General features: G+C 54.1%; 20 protein-coding genes, 1 tRNA gene, 3 rRNA genes and 1 other annotated feature. Of the genes, 11 read left to right on the forward strand and 13 right to left on the reverse strand.

The genetic code is table 11. The annotated features are described in order from the left end of the window. The first annotated feature begins 7 nt into the window (after positions 1–7). From pat to V1587_RS19220, 3 genes are all read left to right on the forward strand, one after another. Positions 8–2,671, forward strand: a complete 2,664-nt coding sequence (gene pat, locus V1587_RS19210) for a protein lysine acetyltransferase (RefSeq protein ID WP_395314456.1) — start codon at positions 8–10, stop codon at positions 2,669–2,671. Positions 2,672–2,781: 110 nt separating this feature from the next. After that, entirely contained in the window at positions 2,782–4,137 is a 1,356-nt protein-coding gene (pssA, locus tag V1587_RS19215; RefSeq protein WP_025757622.1) for a CDP-diacylglycerol--serine O-phosphatidyltransferase, read from the forward strand. 44 nt (positions 4,138–4,181) lie between these two features. Further along, positions 4,182–4,505, forward strand: a complete 324-nt coding sequence (locus V1587_RS19220; RefSeq protein ID WP_090420245.1) for a YfiM family lipoprotein — start codon at positions 4,182–4,184, stop codon at positions 4,503–4,505. Here V1587_RS19220 and V1587_RS19225 read toward each other — a convergent pair. The 8 genes from V1587_RS19225 to rluD all read right to left on the reverse strand — a co-directional run bounded on the left by V1587_RS19225 (position 4,502) and on the right by rluD (position 15,821). After that, positions 4,502–5,797 (reverse strand): MFS transporter, encoded by a 1,296-nt coding sequence (locus V1587_RS19225; protein ID WP_395314457.1) that lies wholly within the window; start codon positions 5,795–5,797, stop codon positions 4,502–4,504. The two genes, V1587_RS19220 and V1587_RS19225, sit on opposite strands and share 4 nt — an antisense overlap. Before the next feature lie 209 nt (positions 5,798–6,006). Further along, positions 6,007–6,122, reverse strand: a 5S ribosomal RNA gene (gene rrf, locus V1587_RS19230). 72 nt (positions 6,123–6,194) lie between these two features. Then, positions 6,195–9,099, reverse strand: a 23S ribosomal RNA gene (locus V1587_RS19235). Between the two features lie 183 nt (positions 9,100–9,282). After that, positions 9,283–9,358: transfer RNA gene (locus V1587_RS19240), tRNA-Glu, on the reverse strand. Positions 9,359–9,442: 84 nt separating this feature from the next. Then, a 16S ribosomal RNA gene (locus V1587_RS19245) occupies positions 9,443–10,982 on the reverse strand. Together the 16S, 23S and 5S rRNA genes with 1 tRNA gene alongside form the textbook arrangement of a ribosomal RNA operon. 427 nt (positions 10,983–11,409) lie before the next feature. Further along, positions 11,410–13,983 carry an ATP-dependent chaperone ClpB gene (clpB, locus tag V1587_RS19250; protein WP_395314458.1) on the reverse strand — a complete coding sequence of 858 codons (2,574 nt, stop codon included), beginning with the start codon at positions 13,981–13,983 and terminating at the stop codon, positions 11,410–11,412. 129 nt (positions 13,984–14,112) lie between these two features. After that, entirely contained in the window at positions 14,113–14,844 is a 732-nt protein-coding gene (yfiH, locus tag V1587_RS19255; protein ID WP_371898016.1) for a purine nucleoside phosphorylase YfiH, read from the reverse strand. Then, on the reverse strand, positions 14,841–15,821 hold the full coding sequence (gene rluD / locus V1587_RS19260; RefSeq protein WP_008502468.1) for a 23S rRNA pseudouridine(1911/1915/1917) synthase RluD: 981 nt from the start codon (positions 15,819–15,821) through the stop codon (positions 14,841–14,843). Before rluD ends, yfiH begins: the two co-directional genes overlap by 4 nt. A gap of 131 nt (positions 15,822–15,952) precedes the next feature. On the opposite strand from rluD, the gene bamD reads away from it, so the two are divergent. The 4 genes from bamD (at position 15,953) to pheA (ending at position 18,727) form a co-directional block, all read left to right on the forward strand. Beyond that, a complete protein-coding gene (gene bamD / locus V1587_RS19265) occupies positions 15,953–16,690 on the forward strand; it encodes an outer membrane protein assembly factor BamD (RefSeq protein ID WP_023308867.1) in 738 nt (245 codons plus the stop codon). 268 nt (positions 16,691–16,958) lie between these two features. Beyond that, a complete protein-coding gene (gene raiA / locus V1587_RS19270) occupies positions 16,959–17,300 on the forward strand; it encodes a ribosome-associated translation inhibitor RaiA (protein WP_003863162.1) in 342 nt (113 codons plus the stop codon). Positions 17,301–17,410: 110 nt separating this feature from the next. After that, positions 17,411–17,536 (forward strand) — a sequence feature (Phe leader region). Next, entirely contained in the window at positions 17,412–17,459 is a 48-nt protein-coding gene (gene pheL / locus V1587_RS19275) for a pheA operon leader peptide PheL (protein ID WP_100249759.1), read from the forward strand. Its footprint overlaps the feature before it by 48 nt. 30 nt (positions 17,537–17,566) lie before the next feature. Further along, entirely contained in the window at positions 17,567–18,727 is a 1,161-nt protein-coding gene (pheA, locus tag V1587_RS19280; protein ID WP_021242003.1) for a bifunctional chorismate mutase/prephenate dehydratase, read from the forward strand. Here pheA and V1587_RS19285 read toward each other — a convergent pair. Genes V1587_RS19285 through aroF form a run of 3 tightly spaced genes read right to left on the reverse strand, consistent with a single transcriptional unit; the run spans position 18,724 to position 21,859 of the window. Next, complete coding sequence (locus V1587_RS19285; protein WP_371898013.1) at positions 18,724–19,596, reverse strand: SMP-30/gluconolactonase/LRE family protein; 873 nt, start codon at positions 19,594–19,596, stop codon at positions 18,724–18,726. The two genes, pheA and V1587_RS19285, sit on opposite strands and share 4 nt — an antisense overlap. A 60-nt stretch (positions 19,597–19,656) precedes the next feature. Continuing rightward, positions 19,657–20,778, reverse strand: coding sequence for a bifunctional chorismate mutase/prephenate dehydrogenase (gene tyrA, locus V1587_RS19290; RefSeq protein ID WP_371898012.1), 1,122 nt, complete (start codon positions 20,776–20,778; stop codon positions 19,657–19,659). Between the two features lie 10 nt (positions 20,779–20,788). Then, positions 20,789–21,859 carry a 3-deoxy-7-phosphoheptulonate synthase AroF gene (aroF, locus tag V1587_RS19295; RefSeq protein WP_024908343.1) on the reverse strand — a complete coding sequence of 357 codons (1,071 nt, stop codon included), beginning with the start codon at positions 21,857–21,859 and terminating at the stop codon, positions 20,789–20,791. Positions 21,860–22,072: 213 nt separating this feature from the next. Between aroF and V1587_RS19300 the strand changes: the two genes are divergently transcribed. The 4 genes from V1587_RS19300 (at position 22,073) to V1587_RS19315 (ending at position 24,847) form a co-directional block, all read left to right on the forward strand. Then, positions 22,073–22,447 carry a DUF2799 domain-containing protein gene (locus V1587_RS19300; protein WP_371898011.1) on the forward strand — a complete coding sequence of 125 codons (375 nt, stop codon included), beginning with the start codon at positions 22,073–22,075 and terminating at the stop codon, positions 22,445–22,447. A gap of 152 nt (positions 22,448–22,599) precedes the next feature. Beyond that, a complete protein-coding gene (locus tag V1587_RS19305) occupies positions 22,600–23,136 on the forward strand; it encodes a YfiR family protein (protein ID WP_371898031.1) in 537 nt (178 codons plus the stop codon). Beyond that, a complete protein-coding gene (gene dgcN / locus V1587_RS19310) occupies positions 23,129–24,349 on the forward strand; it encodes a diguanylate cyclase DgcN (protein WP_371898010.1) in 1,221 nt (406 codons plus the stop codon). Before V1587_RS19305 ends, dgcN begins: the two co-directional genes overlap by 8 nt. Before the next feature lie 12 nt (positions 24,350–24,361). After that, complete coding sequence (locus V1587_RS19315; protein ID WP_371898009.1) at positions 24,362–24,847, forward strand: OmpA family protein; 486 nt, start codon at positions 24,362–24,364, stop codon at positions 24,845–24,847. 2 nt (positions 24,848–24,849) lie between these two features. Here the strand turns inward: V1587_RS19315 and V1587_RS19320 are convergent, their stop codons facing one another. Together V1587_RS19320 and V1587_RS19325 are read right to left on the reverse strand one after the other, a co-directional pair. Beyond that, positions 24,850–26,220, reverse strand: a complete 1,371-nt coding sequence (locus tag V1587_RS19320; protein WP_371898008.1) for a PepSY-associated TM helix domain-containing protein — start codon at positions 26,218–26,220, stop codon at positions 24,850–24,852. A 39-nt stretch (positions 26,221–26,259) separates the two neighbouring features. Next, positions 26,260–26,664 (reverse strand): DUF2946 domain-containing protein, encoded by a 405-nt coding sequence (locus tag V1587_RS19325; protein WP_371898007.1) that lies wholly within the window; start codon positions 26,662–26,664, stop codon positions 26,260–26,262. Positions 26,665–26,756 lie beyond the last annotated feature (92 nt).

The following is a 26,756-nucleotide window of genomic DNA, read 5'->3' on the forward strand; positions in this document are numbered from 1 at the left end:
GGCCAGCATGAGCCAGCGAGGGTTAGAAGCGCTACTTCGTCCTAAATCCATTGCCGTCATCGGCGCATCAATGAAACCGGATCGTGCTGGCTATCTGATGATGCGCAACCTGCTGGCCGGGGGTTTTAATGGCCCCGTCATGCCCGTCACACCGGCGTATAAAGCCGTTCAGGGGGTGCTTGCATGGCCTGACGTACAAAGCCTGCCTTTCGTGCCGGATCTTGCCGTACTGTGTACAAACGCGAAGCGTAACCTGGAACTGCTTGAATCACTCGGTAAGAAAGGGTGTAAAACCTGCATTATTCTCTCGTCTCCGCCTGAACAGAAAGCCGAGCTTCTGGCCTGCGCCAGCCGCTATCAAATGCGCATTCTTGGGCCAAACAGTCTGGGCCTGCTCGCCCCCTGGCAGGGGCTGAATGCCAGTTTCTCCCCGGTTCCGATCCGTAAAGGCAAACTGGCGTTTATCTCGCAGTCGGCTGCGGTATCGAACACCATCCTTGACTGGGCGCAGCAGCGTGAAATGGGATTCTCCTACTTCATTGCCCTGGGCGACAGCCTGGATATCGACGTCGATGAGCTACTGGATTTTCTGGCGCGCGACGGCAAAACCAGTGCGATCCTGCTTTATCTTGAGCACCTCAGCGACGCGCGTCGTTTTGTCTCGGCGTCGCGAAGCGCGTCGCGCAATAAGCCGATCCTGGTGATCAAAAGCGGACGCAGCCCTGCGGCACAGCGTCTGCTGCATTCGCATTCCGGCATGGATCCCGCCTGGGACGCCGCCATCCAGCGCGCGGGGCTGCTGCGGGTACAGGATACGCACGAGCTTTTTTCCGCCGTTGAAACGTTAAGCCATATGCGCCCGTTGCGCGGTGAGAAGCTAATGATTGTCAGTAACGGTGCGGCCCCTGCCGCGCTCGCGCTGGACGAGCTGTGGCGGCGTTTCGGCAAGCTGGCAACGCTGAGTGAAGAGACGCTGCAGCGCCTGAAAGAAGCGCTTCCGACCAGCGTGACGCCCGGCAATCCGCTTGATTTGCGCGATGACGCCAGCAGCGACCGCTATATCAGGGCGATCTCCATTTTGCTGGATAGCCAGGATTTCGATGCGCTGATGATTATCCACTCCCCCAGCGCCGTCGCGCCGGGCAGTGAGAGCGCGCGTGCGCTCATTGACGCCGTGCGCAACCATCCACGCGGTAAATACGTTACCCTGCTCACCAACTGGTGCGGTGAGTTTTCGTCTCAGGAGGCGCGGCGCTTGTTCAGCGAGGCCGGGCTGCCAACCTACCGCACGCCGGAAGGCACCATCACCGCATTTATGCATATGGTGGAATATCGCCGCAACCAAAAACAGCTGCGTGAGACGCCGGCTTTGCCGGGTAATCTGACGGCGAACACCGTCGACGTTCACCGGCTGTTGCAGCAGGCAATCGAAGAAGGCGCGACGACGCTGGATACACATGAAGTCCAGCCCATTCTGGGCAGCTACGGGATGCAAACCCTGCCGACCTGGATCGCCAGCGACAGCGCTGAGGCCGTGCATATTGCCGAACAGATTGGCTATCCGGTTGCCCTGAAGCTGCGTTCCCCGGATATCCCGCATAAGTCTGATGTTCAGGGAGTTATGTTATACCTGCGCACGGCGACTGAGGTGCAGCAGGCAGCTGATGCCATTTTCGATCGGGTCAAAATGGCCTGGCCGCAGGCAAGGATCCACGGCTTGCTGGTGCAAAGCATGGCAAACCGCGCAGGGGCTCAGGAGTTACGGGTCGTGGTTGAACACGATCCCGTTTTCGGCCCGCTCATTATGCTGGGGGAAGGCGGCGTGGAGTGGCGTCCGGAGGAGCAGGCCGTCGTGGCGATACCGCCACTGAACATGAATCTGGCGCGTTATCTGATCATCCAGGCGATTAAAAGCAAAAAGATCCGCGGCCAGAGCGCGCTTCGTCCGCTCGATATTGCCGGACTAAGTCAGTTCCTGGTGCAGGTCTCTAACCTGATTGTGGATTGTGCCGAGATCCAGCGGCTGGATATTCATCCGCTGCTCGCCTCCGGCAATGAGTTTACGGCGCTGGACGTGACCCTGGATATCGCGCCATTCGAAGGTGACAGAGAGAGTCGTCTGGCGATCCGCCCCTATCCCCTGCAGCTGGAGGAGTGGGTTGAGATGAAAAATGGGGAACGCGCCCTCTTCCGCCCTATTCTGCCGGAAGATGAGCCCCAACTGCGGGCCTTTATCTCTCAGGTAACGAAAGAAGATCTTTATTATCGCTATTTTAGCGAAATCAACGAATTTACCCACGATGATTTAGCCAATATGACCCAGATCGACTACGATCGTGAAATGGCGTTTGTTGCCGTTCGTCGCGCCGATGAGGGGGATGAGATTCTCGGCGTCACGCGTGCGATTTCTGACCCGGATAACGTCGATGCGGAGTTTGCCGTGCTGGTACGCTCCGACCTTAAAGGTCTGGGTCTGGGAAGACGACTGCTGGAAAAACTCATCAGTTATACGCGCGATCACGGATTGTTACGCCTTAATGGCATTACTATGCCTAACAATCGCGGTATGGTGACCCTGGCGCGAAAACTTGGATTTGACGTTGATATTCAGCTGGACGAAGGTATTGTTGCCTTGTCCCTCAGTCTGACATCAGCAGTCAAACGCGAGTAAGCTACTGGAAATGTTACCCACTTTGGACGGGACTGGTGGTATCATTGTCCGCTTATGTTGTTTGCATGGTACAGACAACCCTTCAATGAACAGAGAAGAAACGCACTGTGATGTTGTCAAAATTTAAGCGTAATAAACATCAACAACACCTTGCTCAACTACCGAAGATTTCTCAGTCAGTTGATGATGTAGAGTTCTTTTACGCTCCCGCTCATTTTCGGGAGACGCTTCTGGAAAAGATTGCCAGCGCCACGCGACGCATTTGCATTGTGGCACTGTATCTTGAACAGGATGAAGGCGGGCGCGCGATCCTGAACGCGCTCTATGAAGCCAAACGCCAGCGTCCGGAACTGGATGTTCGCGTGCTGGTAGACTGGCATCGCGCTCAGCGTGGCCGTATTGGCGCTGCCGCCTCAAACACCAATGCTGACTGGTATTGCCGCACGGCGCAGGAAAATCCTGGCGTCGATGTGCCTGTTTATGGCGTCCCGGTAAATACACGTGAAGCGCTCGGCGTCCTTCATTTTAAGGGGTTTATCATTGATGACAGCGTGCTTTACAGCGGCGCAAGTCTGAATGATGTTTACCTTCATCAGCTCGATAAATATCGCTACGACCGCTACCATCTGATCCGTAATCCGCAGATGGCCGATATCATGTTTAACTGGGTTGATAAAAATCTGGTCCATGGCCGTGGTGTTAATCGCCTCGACGATCCCGAGCGTCCTAAAAGCCCGGAAATCAAAAACGATGTTCGCGCCTTCCGCCAGGAGTTGCGTGATGCGGTCTATCATTTCCAGGGCGATGCGAACAACGAAGAGTTATCCGTTACCCCGCTGGTCGGGCTCGGCAAATCAAGCCAGCTGAACAAAACGATCTTCCATCTGATGCCGTGCGCGGAGCAGAAACTCACCATCTGTACGCCTTACTTCAACCTTCCTGCCGTGCTGGTGCGTAATATCATTCAGCTGCTGCGCGACGGTAAAAAAGTGGAAATCATCGTTGGCGACAAAACCGCAAACGACTTCTTCATTCCTGAAGATCAGCCGTTCAAAATCATCGGTGCGCTGCCTTATCTCTATGAGATTAACCTGCGCCGTTTCCTGAGCCGTTTACAGTATTACGTCAACACTGACCAGCTGGTTGTGCGTCTCTGGAAAGACGAAGATAACAGTTACCATCTTAAAGGCATGTGGGTCGACGATGAGTGGATGCTGCTGACCGGTAACAACCTGAACCCGCGCGCGTGGCGACTGGATCTGGAAAACGCTATCCTGATCCATGACCCGCAGCATGAGTTAGCCGCAAAACGTGAACGTGAGCTGGAGCTGATTCGCACCCACACGACCGTGGTTAATCATTACCGCGAACTGCAGAGCATTGCCGATTATCCGGTGAAAGTCCGCAAGCTTATCCGCCGCTTACGTCGTATCCGTATCGACCGACTTATCAGCCGTATTCTGTAATGTCCAGGCCCTGCTACCCGCAGGGCTTTTTATAGGGCCTGTTGATGCGTATTCCTCTGTTACTGAGCGTTTTCTTTCTGAGTGGCTGTAGCCATATGGCCAACGATAGCTGGTCCGGACAGGATAAAGCACAGCATTTTCTCGCTTCCGCGATGTTGTCCGCAGCTGGTAATGAATATGCGCAGCATCAGGGATACAGCCGGGACCGTAGCGCGGCGATCGGGTTAATGTTCTCAGTCGGTCTTGGGGCATCAAAAGAACTGTGGGATAGCCGCCCCGCAGGGAGCGGCTGGAGCTGGAAAGATTTCGCCTGGGATGTTGCCGGTGCAACGACCGGCTATGCCGTATGGCAGATGGCACGCTATTAAAGTCGAATGCCTTTCCCTTTACGATGCAGCATCAGGGAAACAATGAAGGCCAGAGCGCCCATTATCGTTACGTACCAGAAAAATGTCGTTTCACTTCCCCATGATTTAAGCGACAACGCAACGTACTCCGCCGATCCGCCAAACAACGCGTTGGCGACCGCATAAGAGAGCCCTACCCCTAAAGCACGTACCTGCGCCGGGAACATTTCAGCTTTCAGTATCCCACTGATAGAGGTATAGAAACTGACAATCACCATCGCCAGCATCACCAGCGCAAACGCGGCATACGGCGAACTCACATGCTGAAGGGCTGACAGAATAGGTACGGTACATAGCGCCGACAGGCCGCCAAAAATCAGCATAGATGTACGTCGACCGATTTTATCCGAGAGCGCACCGATAATAGGTTGTATGAGCATAAAGACAAACAGTGCCACGGTCATGACTACGCTGGCAACGTTTGCGTGCATGCCGGTAGTGTTCACCAGGTACTTCTGCATATAGGTCGTGAACGTGTAGAAACTGAGAGAGCCACCCGCAGTAAAGCCCAACACCATCAGGAAAGCTTTACGGTTTCGCCATAACCCTTTGAATGTTCCCGCCTCCTTCAGCGTTCTGACCTCCTTCTGAGAGGTTTCATCTAACTGACGGCGTAGCCAAAGTGCGACAACCGCCAGTACGGCCCCCATCGCGAAAGGAACTCGCCATCCCCAGGCGTGAAGTTGTTCATCCGTCAGGATCTGCTGCAGGATCACCACCACGAGAATGGCCAGCAGTTGACCACCAATCAGGGTGACGTACTGGAACGAGGCGTAAAAGCCTTTACGCCCTTTCTGGGCAATCTCACTCATGTAGGTCGCACTGGTACCGTACTCGCCTCCCACCGATAACCCCTGGAATAAGCGGGCCAGTAATAGTAGCGCCGGTGCCCAGGTACCAATCGATTCATATCCCGGTAAGCATGCGATCACCAGAGAGCCAAAGCACATCATGCACACCGAGATCAGCATAGAGGCCTTACGGCCGCGACGATCCGCAATACGGCCGAACAGCCACCCACCTATGGGTCTCATTAAAAACCCTGCGGCAAAAACCCCCGCCGTTTGTAGCAGTTGCGTTGTAGTGTTGCCGGAGGGGAAGAAAATATGTGCGAAGTAGAGTGAACAGAATGAGTAGACGTAAAAGTCGAACCATTCAACCAGATTCCCTGAAGAGGCACTGACGATTGCCCATACTCTTCTTCGGGTATCACTGTTAGCCAGCGTCCCGTTTGATGTCATGCTTTCTGTCATTGTGATTATGCTCCTGCCATAAACAGCGGCGTATTGAGCCTGGAGACTCAATTACCTCGTGAATAAAATGTTATAATTTTGTTATAAATAACATTGCGACAGGGATCACACATTCCATTAGCAGGATAAGGGATTAAGATAAAGGCCAGAGAGGGTAAGCACAAAGCAAAAAACCCCGCACCTTTCGGTACGGGGTCCTTCTAATTGATGCCTGGCAGTTCCCTACTCTCACATGGGGAGACCCCACACTACCATCGGCGCTACGGCGTTTCACTTCTGAGTTCGGCATGGGGTCAGGTGGGACCACCGCGCTAAAGCCGCCAGGCAAATTCTGTTAAATCTGTATCAGGCTGAAATTTGATTGTCTGTCTCTTCGCCAAAACACCTTCGGCGTTGTAAGGTTAAGCCTCACGGTTCATTAGTATCGGTTAGCTCAACGCATCGCTGCGCTTACACACCCGACCTATCAACGTCGTAGTCTTCAACGTTCCTTCAGGACCCTTAAAGGGTCAGGGAGAACTCATCTCGGGGCAAGTTTCGTGCTTAGATGCTTTCAGCACTTATCTTTTCCGCATTTAGCTACCGGGCAGTGCCATTGGCATGACAACCCGAACACCAGTGATGCGTCCACTCCGGTCCTCTCGTACTAGGAGCAGCCCCCCTCAATTCTCCAGCGCCCACGGCAGATAGGGACCGAACTGTCTCACGACGTTCTAAACCCAGCTCGCGTACCACTTTAAATGGCGAACAGCCATACCCTTGGGACCTACTTCAGCCCCAGGATGTGATGAGCCGACATCGAGGTGCCAAACACCGCCGTCGATATGAACTCTTGGGCGGTATCAGCCTGTTATCCCCGGAGTACCTTTTATCCGTTGAGCGATGGCCCTTCCATTCAGAACCACCGGATCACTATGACCTGCTTTCGCACCTGCTCGAGCCGTCACTCTCGCAGTCAAGCTAGCTTATGCCATTGCACTAACCTCCTGATGTCCGACCAGGATTAGCTAACCTTCGTGCTCCTCCGTTACTCTTTGGGAGGAGACCGCCCCAGTCAAACTACCCACCAGACACTGTCCGCAACCCGGATTACGGGTCTACGTTAGAACACCAGCCATTAAAGGGTGGTATTTCAAGGATGGCTCCACGCAGACTGGCGTCCACGCTTCAAAGCCTCCCACCTATCCTACACATCAAGGACCAGTGTTCAGTGTCAAGCTATAGTAAAGGTTCACGGGGTCTTTCCGTCTTGCCGCGGGTACACTGCATCTTCACAGCGAGTTCAATTTCACTGAGTCTCGGGTGGAGACAGCCTGGCCATCATTACGCCATTCGTGCAGGTCGGAACTTACCCGACAAGGAATTTCGCTACCTTAGGACCGTTATAGTTACGGCCGCCGTTTACCGGGGCTTCGATCAAGAGCTTCGCGTTGCCGCTAACCCCATCAATTAACCTTCCGGCACCGGGCAGGCGTCACACCGTATACGTCCACTTTCGTGTTTGCACAGTGCTGTGTTTTTAATAAACAGTTGCAGCCAGCTGGTATCTTCGACTGATTTCAGCTCCACCCGCAGGGGCTTCACCTACATATCAGCGTGCCTTCTCCCGAAGTTACGGCACCATTTTGCCTAGTTCCTTCACCCGAGTTCTCTCAAGCGCCTTGGTATTCTCTACCTGACCACCTGTGTCGGTTTGGGGTACGATTTGATGTTACCTGATGCTTAGAGGCTTTTCCTGGAAGCAGGGCATTTGTTACTTCAGCACCGTAGTGCCTCGTCATCACACCTCAGCGTTAAAAAGGTACCGGATTTACCTGGAACCTCCGCCTACATGCTTAAACCGGGACAACCGTCGCCCGGCTAACATAGCCTTCTCCGTCCCCCCTTCGCAGTAACACCAAGTACAGGAATATTAACCTGTTTCCCATCGACTACGCCTTTCGGCCTCGCCTTAGGGGTCGACTCACCCTGCCCCGATTAACGTTGGACAGGAACCCTTGGTCTTCCGGCGAGCGGGCTTTTCACCCGCTTTATCGTTACTTATGTCAGCATTCGCACTTCTGATACCTCCAGCAACCCTCACAGGCCACCTTCAACGGCTTACAGAACGCTCCCCTACCCAACAACACATAGTGTCGCTGCCGCAGCTTCGGTGCATGGTTTAGCCCCGTTACATCTTCCGCGCAGGCCGACTCGACCAGTGAGCTATTACGCTTTCTTTAAATGATGGCTGCTTCTAAGCCAACATCCTGGCTGTCTGTGCCTTCCCACATCGTTTCCCACTTAACCATGACTTTGGGACCTTAGCTGGCGGTCTGGGTTGTTTCCCTCTTCACGACGGACGTTAGCACCCGCCGTGTGTCTCCCGTGATAACATTCTTCGGTATTCGTAGTTTGCATCGGGTTGGTAAGCCGGGATGGCCCCCTAGCCGAAACAGTGCTCTACCCCCGAAGATGAGTTCACGAGGCGCTACCTAAATAGCTTTCGGGGAGAACCAGCTATCTCCCGGTTTGATTGGCCTTTCACCCCCAGCCACAAGTCATCCGCTAATTTTTCAACATTAGTCGGTTCGGTCCTCCAGTTAGTGTTACCCAACCTTCAACCTGCCCATGGCTAGATCACCGGGTTTCGGGTCTATACCCTGCAACTTAACGCCCAGTTAAGACTCGGTTTCCCTTCGGCTCCCCTATACGGTTAACCTTGCTACAGAATATAAGTCGCTGACCCATTATACAAAAGGTACGCAGTCACACCACGAAGGTGCTCCCACTGCTTGTACGTACACGGTTTCAGGTTCTTTTTCACTCCCCTCGCCGGGGTTCTTTTCGCCTTTCCCTCACGGTACTGGTTCACTATCGGTCAGTCAGGAGTATTTAGCCTTGGAGGATGGTCCCCCCATATTCAGACAGGATACCACGTGTCCCGCCCTACTCTTCGAGTTCACAACCTGTGTGCTTTCGTGTACGGGACTGTCACCCTGTACCGTGCGACTTTCCAGACGCTTCCACTAACACACAAGCTGATTCAGACTCTGGGCTGCTCCCCGTTCGCTCGCCGCTACTGGGGGAATCTCGGTTGATTTCTTTTCCTCGGGGTACTTAGATGTTTCAGTTCCCCCGGTTCGCCTCGTTAACCTATGTATTCAGTTAACGATAGTGTGACGAATCACACTGGGTTTCCCCATTCGGACATCGCCGGGTCAAAGGTTCATATCACCTCGCCGGCGCTTTTCGCAGATTAGCACGTCCTTCATCGCCTCTGACTGCCAGGGCATCCACCGTGTACGCTTAGTCGCTTAACCTCACAACCCGAAGATGTTTCACTTCTGATTGCGAAAATTTGAGAGACTCGAACACACCATTTAAGATGTGTCGTTTCAATTTTCAGCTTGATCCAGATTTTTAAAGAGCAAATATCTCAAACATGACTCGCAAGTCAGTTTTGAGATATGACGGCAGGTGACTTTCACTCACGAACCAGCAAGTGGCGTCCCCTAGGGGATTCGAACCCCTGTTACCGCCGTGAAAGGGCGGTGTCCTGGGCCTCTAGACGAAGGGGACGTAAAGTCTCAATCGCAAGACGCCTTGCTATTTACTTTTCATCAGACAATCTGTGTGAGCACTGCAAAGGCAGGTTCTTTAAGGTAAGGAGGTGATCCAACCGCAGGTTCCCCTACGGTTACCTTGTTACGACTTCACCCCAGTCATGAATCACAAAGTGGTAAGCGCCCTCCCGAAGGTTAAGCTACCTACTTCTTTTGCAACCCACTCCCATGGTGTGACGGGCGGTGTGTACAAGGCCCGGGAACGTATTCACCGTAGCATTCTGATCTACGATTACTAGCGATTCCGACTTCATGGAGTCGAGTTGCAGACTCCAATCCGGACTACGACGCACTTTATGAGGTCCGCTTGCTCTCGCGAGGTCGCTTCTCTTTGTATGCGCCATTGTAGCACGTGTGTAGCCCTACTCGTAAGGGCCATGATGACTTGACGTCATCCCCACCTTCCTCCAGTTTATCACTGGCAGTCTCCTTTGAGTTCCCGGCCGGACCGCTGGCAACAAAGGATAAGGGTTGCGCTCGTTGCGGGACTTAACCCAACATTTCACAACACGAGCTGACGACAGCCATGCAGCACCTGTCTCAGAGTTCCCGAAGGCACCAATCCATCTCTGGAAAGTTCTCTGGATGTCAAGAGTAGGTAAGGTTCTTCGCGTTGCATCGAATTAAACCACATGCTCCACCGCTTGTGCGGGCCCCCGTCAATTCATTTGAGTTTTAACCTTGCGGCCGTACTCCCCAGGCGGTCGACTTAACGCGTTAGCTCCGGAAGCCACGCCTCAAGGGCACAACCTCCAAGTCGACATCGTTTACGGCGTGGACTACCAGGGTATCTAATCCTGTTTGCTCCCCACGCTTTCGCACCTGAGCGTCAGTCTTTGTCCAGGGGGCCGCCTTCGCCACCGGTATTCCTCCAGATCTCTACGCATTTCACCGCTACACCTGGAATTCTACCCCCCTCTACAAGACTCTAGCCTGCCAGTTTCGAATGCAGTTCCCAGGTTGAGCCCGGGGATTTCACATCCGACTTGACAGACCGCCTGCGTGCGCTTTACGCCCAGTAATTCCGATTAACGCTTGCACCCTCCGTATTACCGCGGCTGCTGGCACGGAGTTAGCCGGTGCTTCTTCTGCGGGTAACGTCAATTGCTGAGGTTATTAACCTCAACACCTTCCTCCCCGCTGAAAGTACTTTACAACCCGAAGGCCTTCTTCATACACGCGGCATGGCTGCATCAGGCTTGCGCCCATTGTGCAATATTCCCCACTGCTGCCTCCCGTAGGAGTCTGGACCGTGTCTCAGTTCCAGTGTGGCTGGTCATCCTCTCAGACCAGCTAGGGATCGTCGCCTAGGTGAGCCGTTACCCCACCTACTAGCTAATCCCATCTGGGCACATCTGATGGCAAGAGGCCCGAAGGTCCCCCTCTTTGGTCTTGCGACGTTATGCGGTATTAGCTACCGTTTCCAGTAGTTATCCCCCTCCATCAGGCAGTTTCCCAGACATTACTCACCCGTCCGCCGCTCGTCACCCAGGAGCAAGCTCCCTGTGTTACCGCTCGACTTGCATGTGTTAGGCCTGCCGCCAGCGTTCAATCTGAGCCATGATCAAACTCTTCAATTTAAGTTTGATGCTCGTGAATTAAACTTCGTAATGAATTACGTATGTTCACTCAGAGACTTGGTATTCATTTATTGTCCGAAGACATTAAGAATCCATGTCACTTTGAGTGCCCACACAGATTGTCTGATAAATTGTTAAAGAGCAGTGCCGCTTCGTTTTCGCAGCGGCGCGGGGTGTGCATATTACGCTTTCCCGCTTCAGAGTCAAGCGTTTATTTACGCTATTCTCTGCTGACCCGGCGGCGTGTGTGCCGTTGTTCCGTGTCAGTGGAGGCGCATTATAGGGAGTAATTCCGAACCTGCAAGGATAAAGTGAAATTTATTTACTGACTGCTCACTTTCCAGGCAAAACCGACTCCAGACCTCAATTCTCGCCTGGTTTTTAAACAAAAACGAGCCGCAAGCGGCTCGTTTTTGCGTTTTGTGACTTACTGCACTGCCACAATGCGATCGTCGTTGGCTTCCAGACGGATAACTTTGCCTGGAACCAGCTCCCCGGAGAGGATCTGCTGCGCCAGCGGGTTTTCGATCTGCTGCTGGATAGCGCGTTTCAATGGACGCGCACCGTACACCGGATCGTAACCATTCTTACTCAGCAGCTTCAGCGCATCGTCGGAGATGTGAATTTCATATCCACGCTCTTCCAGACGTTTGTACAGACGCTGCAGCTGGATCTGCGCAATCGACGCAATGTGTTTCTCACCCAGAGGATGGAATACCACCACTTCATCAATACGGTTGATGAACTCCGGACGGAAGTTATGGCTTACCACACCCAGCACCAAATCCTTCATATGGCTGTAGTCCAGTTCACCGAAGCGTTCCTGAATCAAATCAGACCCCAGGTTCGAGGTCATGATGACAACCGTATTACGGAAGTCGACCGTTCTCCCCTGCCCGTCGGTCAGACGACCATCGTCCAGCACCTGAAGCAGGATGTTGAACACATCCGGGTGCGCTTTTTCCACCTCATCCAGCAGGATGACGGAATAAGGACGACGACGCACCGCTTCCGTCAGGTACCCACCTTCTTCATAACCCACATATCCTGGAGGCGCCCCGACCAGACGCGAGACGGAGTGTTTCTCCATAAACTCGGACATGTCAATACGCACCATCGCATCGTCGCTGTCGAACATAAAATTAGCCAGCGCTTTGCACAGCTCGGTTTTACCGACACCGGTCGGCCCCAGGAACAGGAACGAACCAATCGGGCGGTTCGGATCGGACAGCCCTGCACGGCTACGACGAATAGCGTTCGATACCGCTTCAACCGCTTCGTTTTGACCAATCACACGATTGTGGAGATCGTTCTCCATGCGCAGCAGTTTTTCACGCTCACCTTCCAGCATGCGCGCCACAGGAATACCGGTCCAGCGAGCAAGCACTTCCGCGATCTCGGCATCCGTCACTTTATTACGTAACAGACGCATCGTTTTCCCTTCTGACTGCGTCGCTATCTCAAGCTGTTTTTCAAGCTCAGGAATTTTGCCGTACTGCAGTTCAGACATCCGCGCCAGATCGCCGACGCGGCGAGCCTGCTCAATGGCAATTTTTGCCTGTTCGAGTTCAGCTTTAATGGTCTGAGTGCCGGAAAGGGACGCTTTCTCGGCTTTCCACTCTTCTTCCAGCTCAGAATACTGGCGCTCTTTATCGTCCAGTTCTTCATTGAGCATATCCAGGCGTTTCTTACTGGCTTCATCAGACTCTTTCTTCAGCGCCTGCTGTTCCAGCTTGAGCTGAATGATGCGTCGATCGAGTCTATCCAGCTCTTCCGGCTTCGAGTCAATCTGCATACGAATGCTCGACGCCGCTTCATCAATAAGGTCGATCGCTTTATCCGGCAGCTGGCGGTCAGCGATATAACGATGCGAAAGCGTCGCCGCCGCAACGATTGCCGGGTCAGTGATCTGCACATGGTGGTGCAGTTCATAGCGCTCTTTCAGACCACGCAGGATCGCGATGGTATCTTCAACGCTTGGCTCGGCAACAAACACTTTCTGGAAACGACGTTCCAGCGCCGCATCTTTCTCAATGTACTGACGGTACTCATCCAGCGTGGTGGCACCGACGCAGTGAAGTTCACCGCGCGCCAGGGCAGGTTTCAGCATATTCCCGGCATCCATCGCGCCGTCCGCTTTACCCGCGCCAACCATGGTGTGCAGTTCATCGATAAACAGAATGACGTTGCCTTCCTGCTTCGCCAGGTCGTTAAGTACGCCTTTGAGACGCTCTTCGAACTCGCCGCGGTATTTCGCACCGGCCACCAGCGCGCCCATATCCAGCGCCAGTACGCGGCGGCCCTTCAGACCTTCCGGTACTTCACCGTTCACAATACGCTGCGCCAGCCCTTCAACGATGGCGGTTTTACCGACACCCGGTTCACCAATCAGCACCGGGTTGTTCTTGGTGCGACGCTGCAGTACCTGAATCGTACGGCGGATTTCTTCATCACGGCCGATAACTGGGTCAAGTTTGCCCTGTTCAGCTCGCTCGGTCAGATCGACCGTAAATTTCTTCAAAGCCTGACGTTGGTCTTCGGCTCCCTGATCGTTCACGCTTTCACCTCCGCGCATTTTCTCAATCGCCTGAGTCACATTGGCGGTGGTCGCACCGGCAGATTTCAGCAGGTCGGTCAAGGTACCGCGTGATTCAAGCGCCGCCAGAACAAACAGCTCTGACGAAATAAAGTTGTCCCCACGTTTTTGCGCCAGCTTGTCGGAAAGGTTCAGGACGCGCACCAGATCCTGCGACGGCTGAACGTCGCCGCCGGTCCCTTCGACCTGCGGTAAACGGCTCAGCGCCTGATCGATAGCGGTGCGTAACTGGCCAGCATTAATGCCAGCGGACGTTAATAAAGGACGTACCGATCCCCCTTCCTGATTCAGCAAGGCGCTCATTAAATGAAGAGGTTCGATAAATTGGTTGTCGTGCCCCAGTGCGAGGGACTGGGCATCGGCGAGAGCAAGCTGGAATTTATTAGTAAGACGATCCAGACGCATAACTCCTCCCATAACAGGTCAAATTTGCTACTGGAGATTAAATGAGGTCATCCCTCAATTATTCAAGGTTAATGACCTGAATTATGTGAAAAGAAAACGGCACGTGCCGGATCGTCTTGATTCTTTAGGTTATATCAGCCAAATGAAACTTGCCATACGCCCCGTCGTCTTGTCGCGGCGATAAGAGAAAAAATCACCCTTTTCGGTGAATGTACAGCGATCGCCGCCGAAGATCTGCGTTATGCCGACGCTGTTCAGGCGCTGACGAGCAAGCTGGTAAATATCGGCCAGATATTTATCTCCAGAAGGCAGGAAGGCGTCCACCGCTTGCGGATCTTTATCCATAAAGGCTTCGCGAACCTCCGGCCCCACTTCAAAAGCGCGAGGACCAATGGCCGGGCCAAGCCAGGCCATAATATTGGCGGGCTCATCCTTAAAGCAGGCGACTGTTTCTTCCAGCACGCCTTCGCATAGACCACGCCAGCCCGCGTGTGCTGCAGCCACCTCGGTACCTGCGCGGTTACAGAACAGAACCGGCAGGCAATCAGCGGTCATTACGGCACAAACGGTTCCCGGAGTATTACTGTAAGAGGCATCAGCGCGTTTAGAAGCATAGGGTTCCCCCGTCAACTTCAGCACCGCCTTGCCATGAACCTGTTCCAGCCAGACCGGTTTCGACGGCAAGTTCCCCGCTGCAAACAGACGTCTGCGGTTCTCTTCCACGTGTTCCAGGCTGTCACCACAGTGCGCGCCGAGGTTCAACGACTCCCACGCGCCCTGGCTAACACCGCCAGTGCGGGTTGAACTGCAGGCAGCCACGCCAGAAGGCAATGGCCACTCCGGGACAATCAGTTTGGTCATAACCAGTCCACTTGATCCTTATGTTCTTCGAAATCAGCACGCATGGCGTCGATAAGATCCACCATATCCTGCGGGATAGGCGCATGCCACTCCATCTGAATACCGGTTATAGGGTGATAAAGACGCAGCATGGTCGCGTGCAGCGCCTGACGATCGAATTTACGCAATACGCTGATGAACTCATCCGACGCGCCTTTAGGCGGACGCGGACGGCCGCCGTAGACCTGATCCCCCACCAGCGGATGGGTAATGTGGGCCATATGCACGCGGATCTGGTGAGTACGCCCGGTTTCCAGACGCAGACGCAGGCGCGTATGAATACGGAAGTGTTCCATAATGCGATAGTGCGTCACCGCCGGTTTACCCATCGGATGCACCGACATATGGGTACGTTTGGTTGGGTGACGGCTGATAGGCTCTTCCACCGTTCCGCCAGAGGTCATATGACCAATCGCTACTGCCTCATACTCACGGGTGATTTCGCGCAGCTGCAGCGACTCCACCAGACGTGTCTGAGCAGGAACGGTCTTCGCCACCACCATCAGACCCGTAGTGTCTTTATCCAGACGGTGCACGATGCCCGCGCGCGGAACATCCGCGATCGGCGGATAGTAATGGAGAAGTGCGTTAAGTACCGTACCGTCAGGGTTCCCCGCGCCCGGATGAACAACCAGGTCGCGCGGCTTGTTAATCACCAGAATGTCATCATCTTCATAGACGATGTCCAGTGGGATATCCTGCGGCTCGAAGCGGATTTCCTCTTCGATTTCAGCATTGATGGCGACAGCTTCCCCACCTAACACTTTCTCTTTTGGTTTGTCCCAGATCTTGCCGTTTACCATCACGCGCTGGTCAAGGATCCATTCTTTTATGCGTGAACGCGAATAATCAGGGAACAATTCGGCCAAAGCCTGATCTAAGCGTTGACCGAGCTGATTTTCGGAGACTGTTGCGGTGAGTTCTACTCGTTGTGCCATAAACTGCTTCTTCGTTTAACGTTGGGTTTTACGGCTTTGCCGTTTAATATAGTGTGCTATTGTAGCTGGTCTTAATCGGGAGCAGGAACAGAGTTTCTCCCGGACAAACATTTGAGGAAAGTCAAAACGTCATGACGCGCATGAAATATCTGGTGGCAGCGGCCACGTTGAGCCTGGCTTTGGTGGGCTGCTCCGGTTCAAATGAACAGGTCCCTGACAATCCGCCGAATGAAATCTATGCGACTGCACAACAAAAGTTGCAGGACGGTAACTGGAAACAGGCGATAACGCAACTGGAAGCGTTGGATAATCGCTATCCATTTGGTCCGTATTCGCAGCAGGTACAGTTAGATCTCATCTACGCATACTATAAAAATGCCGATCTGCCGCTGGCTCAGGCAACCATCGATCGTTTCATGCGTCTGAACCCGACTCATCCTAACATCGACTACGTGATGTACATGCGCGGCCTCACCAACATGGCGCTGGACGACAGTGCGCTGCAGGGCTTCTTCGGCGTGGATCGTTCCGACCGTGACCCGCAGCATGCGCGTGATGCCTTCAATGACTTCTCCAAGCTGGTGCGCGGCTATCCGAACAGCCAGTACGTGACCGACGCCACCAAACGTCTGGTGTTCCTGAAAGATCGTCTGGCGAAATATGAATACTCCGTGGCGGAATACTATACCCGCCGTGGCGCATGGGTTGCCGTGGTTAACCGCGTAGAAGGTATGCTGCGTGATTATCCGGATACTCAGGCAACGCGCGACGGCCTGAAGCTGATGGAAAACGCTTACCGTCAGATGCAGATGACCGCTCAGGCTGAAAAAGTGGCGAAAATCATCGCCGCGAACAGCAGCAACACCTGATTTTGCCTCAATACAAAACGGCAGCCCGAAGGCTGCCGTTTTTTTATTCGTTTCTGAGCGTCGCTGAAGCGCTTAAGCCTCAACACATCCAGTCAACTATGGCTCCAATTTTTGCCTTCTACAAGGTAAATCTCACCTCTTCCTGCCCTGCCTCACAAAAAAGATTCCCTGACAAAAACCGACAAAATAACGTGATCTAAATCACACATTTTGACATTAGGTCGGGTATGCTGGAATCACCAAGACGGAAAGACAAGAGGTAAAATTTATGACAATGAACATTACCAGTAAACAAATGGAAATTACTCCGGCAATCCGCCAGCACGTCGCAGACCGTCTCGCCAAACTGGATAAATGGCAAACTCATTTGATTAATCCACATATCATCCTGTCCAAGGAGCCGCAGGGTTTCATCGCTGACGCAACTATCAATACTCCAAACGGCCATCTGGTCGCCAGCGCAAAACATGAGGATATGTACACCGCTATTAACGATTTGATCAACAAGCTGGAACGGCAGCTCAATAAAGTGCAACACAAAGGTGAAGCCCGTCGCGCCGCAACGTCGGTGAAAGACGCCAGCTTCGCGGAAGAAGTTGAAGAAGAGTAATCCTTTAAATTGAGTGTACCGCCAACGCGCCTTCGGGCGCGTTTTTTGTTTTTTATTGACAGGGTGAAAACAGTACGGGTACTTTAACGGTATCAATCACAGGATGACTATATGAAACTTACGCCGTTCTTCTTCGCATTCTTTTTTACCTTCCCCTGACCGGGAGGCGTTTCGTCGTGTGATAAAGAATGCGAAGACGAACAACAAGGCCTCCCACACCGGGGGGCCTTTTTTATTGATAACGATAAAATGAGACAGGCAACACTATGACACCGGAAAACCCGTTACTGGATCTGCGAGTAAAAATCAGCGCGCTGGATGAGAAACTGCTGGCGCTGCTGGCCGAACGCCGCGCCCTTGCCGTTGAAGTGGGCAAAGCCAAGCTGGACTCCCATCGTCCGGTCCGTGATATTGACCGCGAGCGGGATCTATTGGAACGTCTTATTCAGCTCGGCAAAGCGCATCACCTCGATGCCCACTACATTACCCGGTTGTTCCAGCTCATCATTGAAGACTCCGTTCTCACCCAGCAAGCGCTGCTCCAGCAGCATCTGAACAAAACCAATCCCCACTCTGCGCGTATCGCCTTTCTCGGTCCGAAGGGTTCTTATTCTCACCTGGCAGCGCGTCAGTATGCCGCACGCCATTTCGAAGAATTTATTGAGAGCGGCTGCGCGAAGTTTGCCGACATTTTTAATCAGGTTGAGACCGGCCAGGCGGATTACGCCGTCGTACCGATTGAAAACACCAGCTCCGGTGCCATCAACGACGTTTACGACTTGCTGCAGCACACCAGCCTGTCGCTGGTAGGAGAGCTGACGATCCCTATCGATCACTGTGTGCTGGTCTCCGGCTCAACGGATCTGAACACAATCGAAACCGTCTACAGTCACCCGCAGCCGTTCCAGCAGTGCAGCCAGTTTCTGAACCGCTATCCGAACTGGAAAATTGAGTACACCGAAAGCACCTCGGCGGCTATGGAAAAAGTCGCCCAGGCGAACTCCCCAACCGTCGCGGCGCTCGGCAGCGAAGCGGGCGGCGCGCTATATGGTTTACAGGTGCTGGAACGTAACCTGGCAAACCAGACGCAAAACATTACCCGCTTCGTGGTGCTGGCCCGCAAGGCAATCAATGTGTCAGACCAGGTGCCGGCCAAAACCACGCTGCTGATGGCCACCGGCCAACAGGCCGGTGCGCTGGTTGAAGCCCTGCTGGTACTGCGTAATCACAACCTGATCATGACCAGGCTGGAATCGCGCCCAATCCACGGTAACCCGTGGGAAGAGATGTTCTACCTGGATATCCAGGCCAACCTGGAGTCTGCTTCCATGCAGAAAGCCCTGCGCGAACTGGGCGAAATCACCCGCTCTATGAAAGTGCTGGGCTGCTATCCGAGCGAAAACGTCGTGCCGGTCGATCCGATCTAACGTTCGATAAAACGGCTTTTCTTCATCCCTGCCACGCTCACCGGCAGGGTGAAGATGGCCCCGGAGAGCGGATACTTCGCGATCTCATCCGCATCCATATTTTCCCGCGTGGTGGTAATAAACAGCGTTTTCATATCATCTCCGCCAAAGCAGACCATCGTCGGGCAACGTACCGGCATGCGGTATTCTTCCAGTTGTTCCCCTTGCGGAGAAAAACGCGCAATACGCCAGCCGTCAAACAGCGCGCTCCAGTAGCAGCCATCCACGTCCATCGCCGCGCCGTCCGGTATCCCCTCGCCCTCTTTAAACTGACGAAACACCTCGCGCCTGCCCGGTTCGCCCTGCTCATCAAGCGGGGTACGGTAGATCACACCGTTTGGCGTGTCTGAGGTAAACAGCCACTGCTTATCCGGGCTAAACGCTAAGCCGTTGTGCCCGTGGATATCGCACTGGATCACCTTCGGCGTCAGGTCGTTGTCGATGCGCATCAGCAGGGCGCCGTTGTAATCTCCCGGCCCCCAGAACGTGCCCGCATAGAACCGGCCCTGATGGTCGGTCCCCCCATCGTTAAAACGCGCCAGCTGCGGGTTAGAGGGGTTGTCGCACACCTTGCGCTGCAGAAGGCCATGCTTATCGGCAAGCCAGATGCCATTGCGCATGGCGACGATAAACCCGCCGCGCTCGCGCAGCGCGAAACAGCCCACCTCCTCGTGGAAAGAAAGCACGGTGTGTTCCGCCGTCGGCAGATGGTAGCGGTGGATCTCTCCTTCCAGTATATCGGCCCAGTAGAGCGCGTGCTCATCGGCGCTCCACGTCGGACATTCAGGCAGATGCCCGGTGTAATTAAACAGCAGCTGCGGTTCGGCCATGACAGTTCCCCAAAATGAAAAAAGCCAGCATTGCTGGCTTTCAGTATATACATCATCGCATTACTGGCGACTGTCATTTGCCTGGCGCAACAGCGTCCGGCTCTCACTCTGGAAGCGCTGCGCGTAATCGCCAAACCAGTGCTCGACCTTGCGGAAGCTGTCGATAAACGCCTGCTTGTCTCCGTGCTCCAGCAGCGTAATGGCTTCACCAAAGCGCTGATAGTAGCGCTTGATCAGCGCCAGGTTATTTTCCGAGGACATAATAATGTCCGCGTAAAGCTGCGGATCCTGAGCAAACAGACGCCCGACCATCGCCAGTTCCAGACGATAGATAGGTGAAGAGAGTGCCAGCAGTTGTTCAAGCTGCACGTTCTCTTCCGCCAGATGCAGACCGTAGGCAAACGTCGCAAAGTGGCGCAGCGCCTGAATGAACGCCATGTTCTGGTCGTGCTCAACCGCGCTGATGCGGTGCAGCCGTGCGCCCCATACCTGAATCTGTTCCAGGAACCACTGATAGGCTTCTGGCTGTCGACCGTCGCAGTAAACGACCACCTGCTTAGCCAGACTGCCGCTGTCCGGGCCAAACATCGGGTGCAGACCCAGCACCGGGCCAGTATGTGCAGCCAGCATTGCCTGCAGCGGACCATTTTTGACGGAGGCCAGATCCACCAGGATGCAATCTTTCGGTAACGGAGGAAGCTTCCCGATGATTTGCTCCGTCACGTGGATCGGCACGCTGACGATAACCATTCCGGCATCGTTCATGAGTTCCGGCGCCTGGGGCCAGTCCTCTTTTTCCAGAATGCGCACCTGATAGCCAGAAAGGGTCAGCATTTTTTCAAACAGGCGTCCCATCTGCCCAGCACCGCCGACAATCACCACCGGACGCAGGGTCGGGCAGAGGGTTTTGAAGCCCTTGTCGTTTTCGCTGGAATAGGACTCCCGCATCACGCGACGCAGAACATCCTCAATCAAGTCCGGCGAAACGCCCAGCGCCTGCGCCTCTTTGCGACGGGAGGCCAGCATGGAGGCCTCGCGCTCCGGGACGTAAATCGGCAGGCCGTATTTGCTTTTCACCTCACCGACTTCGGCGACCAGGGCCATGCGGCGCGCCAGCAGATCCAGCAGCGCCTTATCCACTTCATCAATTTGATCGCGCAGTGCGGTCAATTCAGCAACCATAACTAACCTCTTAAGCCAGACGCGTCGCCAGCTGGCCGTTCAAATCTTTGTGGATCTCACGCAGCAGCGCATCGGTAGTCTCCCAACTGATGCAGGCATCCGTCACGGAAACGCCGTGCTTCATTGCGCTACGCGGTTGTTCAGATGACTGATTGCCTTCATGAATATTGCTCTCAATCATCAGACCGATAATCGAACGGTTGCCATCTTTGATCTGTGCGACCACGGATTCCGCAACCGCAGGCTGGCGACGGTAATCTTTATTCGAATTACCATGACTGCAATCTACCATCAGTGCCGGGCGCAGTCCCGCCTGCTCCATCTCTTTTTCACACTGCGCTACGTCAGCCGGGCTGTAGTTCGGTGCTTTCCCGCCGCGCAGGATCACGTGACCGTCCGGGTTGCCCTGCGTTTGCAGGAGGCAGACCTGGCCCGCCTGGTTGATACCGACGAAACGGTGCGGCATGGCGGCCGCGCGCATGGCGTTGATCGCCGTCGCCAGGCTGCCATCGGTACCGTTTTTAAAGCCAACCGGCATCGACAGGCCAGACGCCATCTCGCGGTGGGTTTGCGATTCTGTGGTTCGCGCGCCAATAGCCGACCAGCTGAACAGATCGCCCAGGTACTGCGGGCTGTTCGGGTCCAGCGCTTCGGTTGCCAGCGGCAGCCCCATGCTGACCAGCTCCACCAGCAGGCGACGCGCAATCTTCAGGCCTGCTTCCACATCAAACGAGCCATCCATGTGCGGATCGTTAATCAACCCTTTCCAGCCGACGGTAGTACGTGGCTTCTCAAAATAGACGCGCATCACCAGATAGAGGCTATCGCTGACCTCCTCCGCTAATGTTTTAAATCGACGAGCGTACTCAATGGCGGTTTCAGGATCGTGAATGGAGCAAGGACCACACACCACCAGCAGGCGCGGATCGCGGCCGGCGATGATGTCAGAAATGGTCTGACGCGAGTGCTCGATCTGAGCCTCCTGCGCGACGCTCAGCGGAAACTCCGCTTTCAGTTGATCCGGAGTGATTAAAACCTGTTCGTCAGTGATATGTACGTTGTTCAGCGCGTCTTTTTGCATGATGGCGATCCTGTAAAGCTCGTTTGCGATAGTTGTTTCCTCAATGAGGTGAAACCACGATACCATAAAAAGTAAACATTTCAATCCAAAATACGTACACATTACTTTACAGAAGCCAATTTATTGCAAAAATCAGCCAATAAAAACGTAAACTTTAAATTACAGACAGATTTTCTTTAGCCAGGCTATGCTGAAGAAAAAAGGAGAATGGCTATGCGTTCAATTGCTCTCGCGCTGTTGTCGCTGTTTTTAACGGGCTGTCAGATCAATCCTTACACCTTCCAGCCCGACTGGACCAGCCCATCCTGGTTTGATGCCGGTAAAGAAGACGCCATGAATGGCCTGCCGGTTAAAGATAACCAGGCCCTGGCCGATAGTTTTAACGACACACACGTTGATCGTAGTGAATATCTTCGCGGCTATGCTGACGGTCAGAAGAGAGTCTGCGAAGAAGGGTTTATTCACGCCTGGGGATTAGCAGGCAAATCGTTCCCTGCCAGTTGCGATACTGCCGAAAACGCGGCAAAACTACGTGCGTCATGGCAGAAAGGGATGGATGAAAGTATGCGCTCCAGCAGACTGAATTAATCTATTTTTATCCACCGGAAAATATACAACAGTAGGATTTAGCTTAGGTCGGCCTTAGGCTATTTCTGACATAATGACGGCTCTGACAAACAATGGTATTCTGCCCGCAACTCTTAAGGACATCTATTTCCGGAGCGATGTGGCGGATTCTGGTGAGAAATTTATTCTTGATCTCTTTTTTCCGACTCACTCTGGTGATAACGCTATTCCTTATGGTGGGCCCAGCGACGGCAGGCACGCTTACGGAAACGGATAAATCGGTACGCTCGATTGTCTCAGGCATTGTGAGCTATACGCGATGGCCGTCACTATCCGGACAGCCTAAACTCTGCATCTATGCCACGTCTCACTATACGCACGCGCTTAGCGGCGACGAAGGGCACAACGAGCTACCTTATACTCCCGTTATTGTACGTAACGATCGGGAAGCCCTGGCCGCGACGTGCGATGCGATATATTTCGGGTCTGAATCGCCGGCAAAACAACTTGAATTAATAAGTCAATATCAGGGCAGAGCGTTGCTATTAATCTCAGAGCAAAATCCGGAATGTGTAATTGGCAGTGCCTTTTGCCTGATGATCGATCGCGGCCAGGTACGGTTTTCCGTCAACCTGGATGCATTGACGCGCAGTGGCGTAAGAGTCAATCCGGATGTATTAATGCTGGCACGGAATAAGCAGCATGGATAAAGATTTCACATCAACGCCACGTCCGACGTTTAAAAGAACGTTGAGGCGAAACAGCATGATAAGCGTCATTATTACCATGACGTTAATATGGCTGTTGCTCTGTTTCGCTTCCGTCGTGACGTTAAAACAATACGCGCAAAAGAATCTCGAATTAACCGGCGCCACAATGAGCCACAGCCTGGAAGCCTCGCTGGTATTCAACGACTCGCTGGCAGCCAACGAAACGCTTGCCGCCCTGGGCAAACAGGGGCAGTTTGCCGCGGCGGAGGTGATTAACGCGCATAAAAAGCGGTTCGCCTACTGGTCCTGGAACCCGGAGGATAACAACGACACGCTGGGCGCACTGGTCAGCCGCTGGCTTTTCCCCGTACCGGTTGCGCAGCCCATCATGCATAACGGCTTAACGATCGGCGAAATCCGCCTTACCGCGCGTGACAGTTTGATCAGCCACTTCATCTGGACGTCGTTTGCCGTACTGACCGGCTGCATTCTCTTTGCCGCCGTCGTCGCGCTCATCATTACCCAGTCTTTGCATCGTGGAATGGTCACGGCCCTGCAGAACATTACCGACGTCGTGCATGACGTACGCACGAACCGCAACTTCTCCCGCCGGGTGAAAGACGGCCGTATCGAAGAATTTCACCAGTTTGGCGAGGACTTCAACAGTCTTCTGGATGAAATGGAAGAGTGGCAACTGAAGCTTCAGGCGAAAAACGCCCAGCTGTTGCGGACCGCCATGCACGACCCGCTTACCGGTCTTGCCAACCGCGCGGCGTTTCGTAACAGCATTGCGGCCTTAATGAACGACCCTTCAGCCAAAACAAACTCGGCCCTGCTCTTCCTCGACGGTGATAATTTTAAATTTATTAACGACACCTGGGGCCACGCGGCAGGAGACTGCGTGCTGATCGAAGTTGCCAGCAGGATGATGGAGTTTGGCGACAAACGTCATCAGGCATACCGCCTTGGCGGTGACGAATTCGCCATGGTGCTGTACGGCGTGCACTCTGAGCTTGAGGTTCAACACGTTTGTGCTGCGCTTTCGCAGCAGTTTATCCGTCCGTTTGATCTTCATAACGGACAAAAAGCATCGATGTCACTCAGCATTGGCTTTGCTCTGGCGTGGGAAAATGCTTCCGTGGAAGCATTACTGGAGAGGGCTGACCGCAACATGTACCAGGTTAAACACCAGCGTACGAAAACAATAAGTTAGAAAGGATACACTATGTTAAAACGTTACTTCGCGCCGTTAGTCCTGGCCTCACTGGTTCTGGCAGGCTGTCAGTCGCCGCCTCAAGGCAAATTCACTCCTGAGCAAATTACGGCGATGAAGTCTTACGGTTTTAACGAACTAAACGGTGACTGGTCCCTTGGCATGTCGGACACCATCCTGTTTGATAAAAATGACGCCAGGCTGCGCCCGGAAAGTGAAAAGCAGATCCAGTCCATGGCCTCTCGCCTGGCGGAAACCGGTCTGAACCACGCACGAATGGACGGTCACACGGATAACTACGGAGAAGAAAGCTACAACGAAGCGCTGTCGTTAAAACGCGCCAATGCCGTGGCCGACGCCTGGGCGAAGGGGGCAAATATCCCGCGCAGCAATCTTACCACGCGGGGATTAGGTCAAAAATACCCGGTTGCGAGCAACAGTACCCCGCAAGGGCGCGCTGAAAACCGCCGCGTCGCAGTGGTGATCAGCACGCCATAGGGTTATTTAGCGGATGATTCGGCGAGCGTCACCCTGGTTGCCGCTCGCCAGCGCAGCCAGTCCACCAGAACAAACAGTGCCAGACTCGCGCCCATGACCGGCAGGGCCAGCCCCAACAGTAAGCTGGTTATCACCGTAACGCCTCTTCCCCATACTGACAGCGCCAGCCAGCTCTGACAAAGCGTCTGTACCGGACTCACTGCCGATTGCGCCGGACGACGCATCCACCACATCCGGTATCCCCAGATAATGAGCACGCACAGAGCGAGGCCGAACGCCACGAGCAGCAGCTGATTTGCAAGGCCGAATAAGATCCCCATATGGAAATCAACGCCCCAGCGGGTCAGTTTTGCCATTAGCGGGAAATCCTCGAATCGGGTTCTGTCCAGAACCTGCATTGTATGAGGATCAACCGCAACGGCGTCTACCTGAGTCGGCCAGCTGCGATCGATTTCCGTCACGGTCCAGGCACGATCCATCGTTTTCGCAGGGCGGATCTCCAGCCTGTTGGCATCAATTCCCGCTTTACGCGCCGCGCTTAATACCCCATCAAATTGGGTCAAATCCATCGCCTTTTCCGGCATCATCATCCCACCGTGATGACCACGGTGTTCGGCATGTTCATCCATAACCTCATGTTGGCCGGATAGCGTCGTGTTCACCTGCGGGGTGAGCCAGTTCATCTCTGCCCGCAGCTTATCCACGTTCCCGCCAGCCCACTGGGACCAGGTCAGGCCGGTTGCGGAGAACAGCAGCATTCCACCCAGCAGAACCCAGCCCAGCGTCACGTGCACCCGACGCCGGTTCTGGAAGCGATTGTTGATCCGCCGTTTGGGTCGGGTATAAAACCAAAGGGCAATACCGCCCAGCGCGGCGATCCACATCCAGGAGGCTGCAAGCTCGCTGTAGAGTCGCCCCACGTCGCCCAACATCAGAGAGGTATGCAGGTAATCAATGGTCTGACGCAGCGGTAAAATCCCGCTGGTGCCGTATACCGTCATATCTCCCAGCACCGTCAGGCTTACCGGATCCACGAAGATAGCGCGGTTCTCCGATGGCCCAAGTTTCGGGTCAGCGAACATCACGCGGGTGGTTTCGCCTTCAGCCAGCCCCGGACGGACGGCGTGCAAACGTAAATCTGATCCAACGTTTTTTTCCGCCACGGCGATTTGTTCTGCCAGAGGCTGCGGCTCGCCCACGGAATCCGTGTGGAGCGCGTGCCGGTAGAGTGCGTTTTCCAGCTGTGGGGTCGCCACATACAGCGTCCCGGTCAGCGCGGCGAAGAAGATAAACGGGCCGACAAACAGCCCGACGTAGAAATGAAGGCGACGCAGCAGGTTTCCCCATGCCGCGCGCGGAGTGCAGGTAGTCATACTTTTCCTTTTTAAGGCAAAAAGTTATCGATTTTGTTTTTAAAGGGAAAAAGCTGACTGCCGCGGCGGCGCGCGGGTATCAGGGTAAAGCCAGGGGAAGAAGTGCCAGTGGCTGACCACCTGGCGCGGCGGCTTAACGCGAAGCCTCTGCAGCACCACGCTGAGCAGGACGATGAGCGCCAGCATCACGCCAGGGACATGCGCTAACAGCACGCAGTAGCCGCAGGCTTCCGCATGGTCGACAGGCATCGTATGCGGCATATCGTCGTGATGCTCATCCATCGACATCATGCTCATGTCATGATGCATGCCCGGCATGGCGCTCATGGGATCTTTCTGCAACGAGACGGAGATAAGCGGTGCCACCACGATCAGCAGGATCGCAAACAGCGCGGTCAATGCAGCTGCGCGTTTACGTTTAGGCTGATGCAGTACGTTATCCACTTCCCCTCCATTCAAGAGGCAAGCATTGTAAATGATTTATGACGAAAGGGTTAATGCGAGAGATGCGATGGGATAAAAAAAGGGCCAGCCTT

It is taken from the genome of Enterobacter sp. ECC-249 (assembly GCF_043965265.1).
Classification (GTDB): Bacteria; Pseudomonadota; Gammaproteobacteria; order Enterobacterales; family Enterobacteriaceae; genus Enterobacter; species Enterobacter quasiroggenkampii.